The sequence below is a fragment of the Myroides sp. C4067 genome, assembly GCF_038039665.1.
Classification (GTDB): domain Bacteria; phylum Bacteroidota; class Bacteroidia; order Flavobacteriales; family Flavobacteriaceae; genus Flavobacterium; species Flavobacterium odoratimimum.
Genome location: NZ_JBBPHJ010000050.1, coordinates 1 through 7,240, shown reverse-complemented (window position 1 = coordinate 7,240; position 7,240 = coordinate 1). Strand labels below are relative to the sequence as shown.

General features: G+C 34.6%; 5 protein-coding genes and 1 tRNA gene. 2 read left to right on the top strand and 4 right to left on the bottom strand.

Annotation, left to right across the window (positions count from 1 at the left end; translation table 11 throughout):
* Nucleotides 1-382 precede the first annotated feature (382 nt).
* Nucleotides 383-468, top strand: a tRNA-Leu gene (locus AABL87_RS17520).
* Between the two features lie 104 nt (nt 469-572).
* Here the strand turns inward: AABL87_RS17520 and AABL87_RS17515 are convergent.
* From AABL87_RS17515 to AABL87_RS17505, 3 genes are read right to left on the bottom strand one after another with little or no spacing between them, the layout of a single operon-like run.
* Nucleotides 573-2,168: a beta-carotene 15,15'-monooxygenase gene (locus AABL87_RS17515; RefSeq protein ID WP_341277681.1), complete on the bottom strand. Its 1,596-nt coding sequence runs from the start codon at nt 2,166-2,168 to the stop codon at nt 573-575.
* Nucleotides 2,158-3,231 (bottom strand): HlyD family secretion protein, encoded by a 1,074-nt coding sequence (locus AABL87_RS17510; RefSeq protein ID WP_006257304.1) that lies wholly within the window; start codon nt 3,229-3,231, stop codon nt 2,158-2,160. The genes AABL87_RS17515 and AABL87_RS17510 overlap by 11 nt, the downstream gene beginning before the upstream one ends.
* The gene (locus tag AABL87_RS17505) at nt 3,231-4,568 is read right to left on the bottom strand and encodes a TolC family protein (RefSeq protein WP_006266335.1); all 1,338 of its coding nucleotides are present in this window, start codon (nt 4,566-4,568) and stop codon (nt 3,231-3,233) included. The genes AABL87_RS17510 and AABL87_RS17505 overlap by 1 nt, the downstream gene beginning before the upstream one ends.
* Before the next feature lie 130 nt (nt 4,569-4,698).
* Between AABL87_RS17505 and AABL87_RS17500 the strand changes: the two genes are divergently transcribed.
* Entirely contained in the window at nt 4,699-5,487 is a 789-nt protein-coding gene (locus AABL87_RS17500; RefSeq protein ID WP_006266334.1) for a helix-turn-helix domain-containing protein, read from the top strand.
* A 491-nt stretch (nt 5,488-5,978) separates the two neighbouring features.
* Here the strand turns inward: AABL87_RS17500 and AABL87_RS17495 are convergent, their stop codons facing one another.
* Nucleotides 5,979-6,911 carry a hypothetical protein gene (locus AABL87_RS17495; protein ID WP_341277680.1) on the bottom strand — a complete coding sequence of 311 codons (933 nt, stop codon included), beginning with the start codon at nt 6,909-6,911 and terminating at the stop codon, nt 5,979-5,981.
* Nucleotides 6,912-7,240 lie beyond the last annotated feature (329 nt).

The window sequence follows — 7,240 nt, the reverse complement described above, 5'->3', positions numbered from 1 at the left end:
GGGTAGTAATGCCCGTGCGGGTTCAAGTCCCGCCTCGAGTACAGAGAATCCCAAGCTAACGCTTGGGATTTTTTATTTTATATACCCTGATCTCAATATCGACATCCGATAGAAAACGCAATACTACAATAGTATTGATTTCATAGAGCGAACACTCTTTCGCCTTACTAATTCCAATACATCAGTAATCATGATTAGAATTCAATTTCTGTTTATTAAATTATTTTCAAAAAGAACACTTAATAACCATCTATTAATCAACAAATAAGAATATTTTAATCTTTTTTATTTATAAAAACATCTTTTATTAGTTGTATAGTAAAAAATAATATTCTACATTTGCACTCGCAATACAGAAGTAGTATTGCAGTCTACAGAAGACGCTCGAGTGGTGGAAGTGGTAGACACGCTGGACTTAAAATCCAGTGGGTAGTAATGCCCGTGCGGGTTCAAGTCCCGCCTCGAGTACAAAAAAAATCCTAAGTTAACGCTTAGGATTTTTTTTTTGACCATAACTAAAAAGCAGAAGAGTACTAGACGACTCTCCTACTTTTTTGAAAAAAAATATAAAACTAAAAGGGTGAAACACTTTTTGATTTTAAGTAAACCCATGTTTTACTTAAATAAGGCGTGAAGAGTACTAAGATTATAATCACTAATAAAAGTAAACTAAGTATCTCGAAATAATCCATTGCATACCTCAACTCTATTTGTTTGCTAAGATCAGATAACATTATCTTTTCACTTGCTTTCTCAGCTATAGAACTGGGCATACCTCTACTTTTTAACTTCATAGTATTCTGAGTAAGCTTAGTCTCTAGTATAGGATTAGCTATATTTAAATAATCTGAGAAACGACTTAAATGACGACTAGAACTATACAAACTATAATAATTCATAATCGCTATACTACATGTATAACCAAAGTAGCGTACACCTAAACATACAGCTGCAGCAGAAGCACTAAGTGATACAGGTACTGAAGTAACACAATAAACTATAATAGGCACCATTAAAACTCCTACTCCTAAACCTTGACAAAACAAAAGAAGATAATAATCATCTGGATTAGCACTAGGGGCAAACTGCATATACATCCCCACGTGAAACAAAAACAGCGCAATAAATCCTAGACTCCATATAAAGCGCATAGGGCGACGATTAATCAACCAAACACATGCAAGTATCACTCCTGTCACAAGTCCTATTAAATTAAAGCTATTTAGATAAGAAAGGTGTCTCGGGTCTAAATGAAGTGAGTTAATAAAATGCGTATTTGTAATCCCTGATGCAAAACGACAGATATAAAGAATAAACAATAAGAACAATCCTATCTTAAAGTTGCGATACTTCCATACATGCCAATTAATATAAGGTCTCTTCAGATGCTTTTGTCTCCATACAAAGAAGAATAAGGTAATCAAAATCGTCAATCCTATTAAACGAATATCGCGATCTTCAAACCAATAGTACTGTTGCCCATAAATAGTAAGATATCCAAACAGTACTACCACTACCGAAAATAAAACAAAGCTCTCCCAATCTAAGCTATACAAAGGCAACTTACGCTGGAGACGTACAAAGCGCATAGTCAGCATAATTAATATTAACCCTGGTATAAAAGAAAAAGAGGCAATTTTATACAAAAAGGAATAGTCGTACTGATCTACTAAATCTGAAGTAATTAATTGATTAAAGGGTGTTGCACAAATCAAAATACCGTAGAAGCACGAGAAGCTAATCTCCCTAGCTTTAGAACTATCTAAACGGACATATAACGTAGAAATAGATAGATTAACTGTACTTGCAAATAACATTCCTTGTAAAAAGCGAACAGGAAAAACAATGCATAGCGCTTGTACATTATACAGTATTATACAGCCTACTATCTGTAATACATTAAATAGAATAAAGTATTCTTTAGTCGCTAAATACGTAAAGAAACGTCGTTCTAAACTATAAAAAGAGACAAAACCCGCATACAATAAAGATACAGAAAACTGAATATCTCGTGGATCACATCCAAAGTATCCTGCAGCTGCTGTAGCATTAGCAGCTGGCAGGAAAAACAAGACAATACTCGGCATTAAAAGCACAAAAAGAATGACATGTATCATCCACTCTGGAATCCAATCAACGAATAACTGAGATGCTTCGTTATTTTGCATTAGATTGTTTTTTAGCTATAAAAACATTGACATTCATACCCGCTTTTAATAATTCTTCCGAATCAGCAGGTGATATTATTTCTATACGTACAGGAATACGCTGCACAATCTTTACAAAGTTACCTGTGGCATTATCTGGTGGTAATAAAGAAAAACTAGAACCTGTAGCTGGAGCTATAGAAATAACCTTTCCTATAAACTGTCTATCAGGATAGGCATCTGCGACTACCTCTACCTGATGACCTATCTGTATATTGCGTATTTGTGTTTCTTTAAAATTAGCAATAATCCACTTCGGTGTTTCGTCATTAACGATATAGGTAAGCACCTGACCTACAGAAATCATCTGACCTAAGTCAATGCTCCTCTTCCCCATTCTCCCTCTATAAGGTGCAGTGATAACGGTATAACCTACAGTCAGATTCTTATACTTCTCAAGTTCTTGTAATCGAGTAATCTCTTTTAATAAAACTTGTTTCTGTGCTTCAATATCTGCTATACTAGCTGTAGCAGCTCGAGCGTGCTCTACACTAGTATTATAATCACTCTGTCCTATATTTAATTGTGCCTGTTTCTCCTCTAGCATTTGTGCAGTAGCTGCATCTTCTTCATAGAGTTTCTTATATCGCTGATAATCCAACTCCTGTTGATGATATTTAGATTCTCTCCCTTGGATTTGGCTCTTTGCAGCAGCAGCAGTTTGAGACAATGTATATTGTCGCGCATCTAATTCCTTTATCAATGCATACTGTTTCGCTATCTCAGCAGAAGTAGTCGCTTGATCATAAGTGTACTCTCGATTATCTACCACTAATAGGGTATCTCCTTTATTCACTATTTGATTCTCCTCAAAGCGCACTTCTGTTAAAAATCCTCCTACTCTAGAAATAACAGGATTAATATACTCTTGTACTTGAGCATCATTAGTTTGTTCATATTTCCAATACATCCATAGTGTGTGAATTCCCCAAAGACTTCCTATCAAAATAATAATAGAAGCTAGATAGCGCGTAATACGTGTGATTAGGCGATCTGTAATTTTAATACGAGTTTTAATATCCATTATAATAAGCCTTTAGCGAATTGAAGAGTGTAGTATTTATAAATGCTGTCTAACTTGGCAGCTTCTAGTTCAAATTGTGTTTGTAAATGTTGTACATCAGCATCTAATAAATCTGTAAGCAAAGAGATTTTATTAAAATAAGTACTCTTAGTAATACGTGCATTCTCTGCCGCATGTTCTTTATTCTTCGTACACACCTCTATCTGTACCAATGATTCTTGATATCTTAAATATGCTTGTTGTACCTCTTCTTTTATTTGATCTTGTACATATTGATGTTGTAACTCCTCTTTCTCATGTTCTAAAGCACGACTGCGAACCTTGTGTACATTCTGATATAAATTAGAAATAGGAAATGATACCTGTACTCCAATAGTCCCTAAACTGTACCAACTAGGATTATACGGATACAAGAATATCTGTGGATTAGCCATAGTGAAGTTTCCTATTAAGCCAATACTAGGTTTAGTATTAGCTTTCACCTTTTTCTGTTCGATTTCACTTAATACCAAGCTCTCCTCTGACAGCAGGTGTTTAAACCCATGTTCTAAGGCAATATCTAAAGCCTCATCATAAGATTCTAAGAATAACTCTTCATTGAAGGAATCTTGTGGTTTAATAAAATCTGTATCCTTACGCCCTGTCAATATAACCAGCTTTTGGTTTTCTATTGAGAGGTCATTTTGGAGCTGTACTAAGGTCATTTCTCTCTTCGAGATTTCCATAGTTGCACGAAGTACATCACTCTTTAGCACTACTCCATTCTTATGTAAATGTTCTATTTCGGTTAACTGCTCTTTATGTTCGGCAATATCTTGTGTAATCACTTTTTTAAAACGAGTTAGCTTCGCTAAAGCCAAATAACTCTTGATTGCCTCTAACCGAACTTCTGATTTAGTCATATCTGCCTCGATATTCGCTTTAGCTTCTAAAGTTTTTCGCTCTTCTATTTCTAGATTTTGTCTATTGCCACTATATAGATTTAAGTACATAGACACTCCTGTATTATAGAGCGTATGTATCACATCATGTTGTTCAGGTTTATTAAATATTCCGTTTGTATAAACAGGGATATTACTTGCCTTTTCTGCTTTACCGAAGGCATTAAACACAGGATACCTCCCGATGCGTGCATCATCCGTATTCTCTTTTCTGATCTGTAGTTCTTTGGCTTGAATCAAGCTTTTTTTACTACTAAGATCTGTTTGTTCCCAAATCTCTTGAATACTGAGTTGTATTGTATCCTTGTTGGAAATTGATAGAGTAGTACTCTGACAATACCCCATAGTAACACAGCTGGTGAGTACAGCTAATAAGTGGAAATTCCCAAGTTTCATACGTTGTTTTTAAAATCGGACAAAAGTAAAATGAGTACGATATATCTTGTATTTCTTAAATAGTCATTTTTTTATTCAAAACAGACAAAATCATTATATACTTTTGCGCTCATTAAAAAGAAACACTACAATGAAGATCATCGACTCCTTAGAGTTTATCGATAGTATAGAAGAAGGCGTATTTATCAATCATGAGAAATCGACAAAAAGATATCCCTTACATCAACATCAAAAAGGACAACTCACGTATGTAGAAGGAGGGATAACTTATGTGACTGTAGACAATGTCACTTATGTTGTACCAGCGAAGTACTTCTTTTGGATCCCTGAGGGCGTGCCTCATATTTTGAGATTAAGTAACTCTGCTACTGTTCTTCACTCCTTGTATTTTTATACCTCTGATGATGATAAAGATCCTTTTTATACTACACTAGGGATATACGCCGCTTCAGATCTATTAATAGAGATGATAGCGTATACCGTGTGTTGGCATGATAAGATGGTCAATCAAGACACGCCTAATTTTGTATTTCTACAAGCTTTAAAAAATATTCTACCCACTTTTATCAATAAGAATATACAGTTACAACTTCCATTTAGTGATAATCCACGCATCACTAAGATAACAGACTATCTAGACAGTAGTTTTGGGCTTCCATTAACGTTGACTGATATCAGTAACAAGTTTAATATGAGTGAACGCTCTGTATCACGCCTCTTCCAAGCTGAATTACAAATCTCCTTCTTACAATACTTAAAAGCATTGCGTATCGTGAAAGCCATAGAACTACTGATGAAGACTGAGCACTCTGTCAGCGAAATAGCCAATACAGTAGGATATGTTACGCTGGGAGCGTTTAGCAATGCGTTCTGTGAGTTTACAGGAACACGTCCATTAGAGATGAGAAAGAATAAATAGTGATTCTACTATACTATGTTTTTACTTACTTTAGAGTATTCAATCCTTATGAATAGGTTAAAGCAGAAATAAGAATTAAAATCTTTAAATAAATACCTTCCTTTTAATATCGTTATTAATGAATAGGATAAGAGCGTTTCGCTTGCACTTCTTAGGGGATTGCTAGCACATTCCTAGGGGTTTCCTTGCCTAGAAGGTGCTTTTGTCGAAGGAATGTGCAAGAAACCCTCAAGCAATCCTCTAGCAGGTCCAAACAAAACTATCTTTAACTCATCAATAAACACTGATCAGAAATAGAATTTTAAGTACTTTATTTTAAATTCGGTAATGAGAGATTTTATTATTCCGTTGTTAACAATGCTTTTATTTCACTTCTTCTGTACTTACAAAAAGCCAATTATTAATCAAACTTAGGTGATTATGTATCGGAATAATCGGAATCTACAATAAAAAAGAGGTTAGACAGTCTTTAGTGATGTCTAACCTCTTTTTTATTTACACTTAGAGTAGATGTATTTATTTAGATGATATTGCGTGATTGGTCTTAAAGACTTACCAGAGATGGGATGTACCCCTGTTCCTGGGTTATTAAAATAATCATGTTTTCCCTCTCCAGTCTTGACAAACCATACCTTCGGTTTTCCTTTCCTAAAAAACTCGGTATCACAATCAACACTTATTTGTTTAAAGTTCTTCAGTATGCTTTTATCATACGGGATAGGCTCACTACTTACCCCTGCAAAACTCTTTATTGTAGCCTCACCACAGTCATAAGCCACATATCTATCTCCTTCCCACTTCATACATTGATCATTTGATAACATACTACTCGCTAAACTACCAACACCTAATAAGCCTATTATAATCACTGTGACAATTAATAGATTGCGCTTAAGTTTATTCTTCGCTGTAGTAGTAGGCTGAGATTCTGCAGATGATTGAACAGGTGGTGTATGATCTTCAATAGTCTTCTCTTCAACTGCTTCTCTTTTCTCTTCAACAATAATTGAATCAGCTTGATTATCAGCTACACTCCCCTCTTCTATCTCTACACTACTCTTTCTAAACTTGCCATACGGTCTAGGTTCATAATCATACATTAAGGCCACCATTTCTAGTACAGCATGGTTCTTAGATGTATCAGTTTTTTTGCCTAAAAAACTCTGAATAGGTTTAAACCATCCTAATTCAAATCTATTAATACTCTTAACAATATCATTTAGCTCTGTGCTATCACCTCTAAAAAAATCTTTAAGAATTATTTTATCGTCAGGAGATAAATCTTCTTTACACAGTCCAATACAATAATTTCTCAATTGTGCAGGTGATGGAGATAACAGAACTGTGTACTGAGGTAAATCTTGAACTTTATTAATATGTTTTTTTAAACTATCTGTATAGTCATTAATCGTTAGTAAGGCCATAATTATAATTCAATGTAAAACGGAATTATCAGAATCATCGGAATCATCAGATTTACAACACATTGCGCCCTAAAAGTCGCCTTTCCTTTGCTGTGTCGAAAATCAGATACGTGTTGTGATGTTTCAAAAGTACGAAACATTTATATGGGTTGTTTACTCGTGATACTAAAATAACAAGGAAGCCATTTTATGTCACAAAAAATAACTCGCTTCCCTCAACATGTATTACTGCTTTTCGCATCTAACTTAATAATTAAACAAGATGAAAAAAACGGTAAAAGTAGCAATGCTATTAGGCGTAATCACATTATCAATGGTAAGCTGTGATA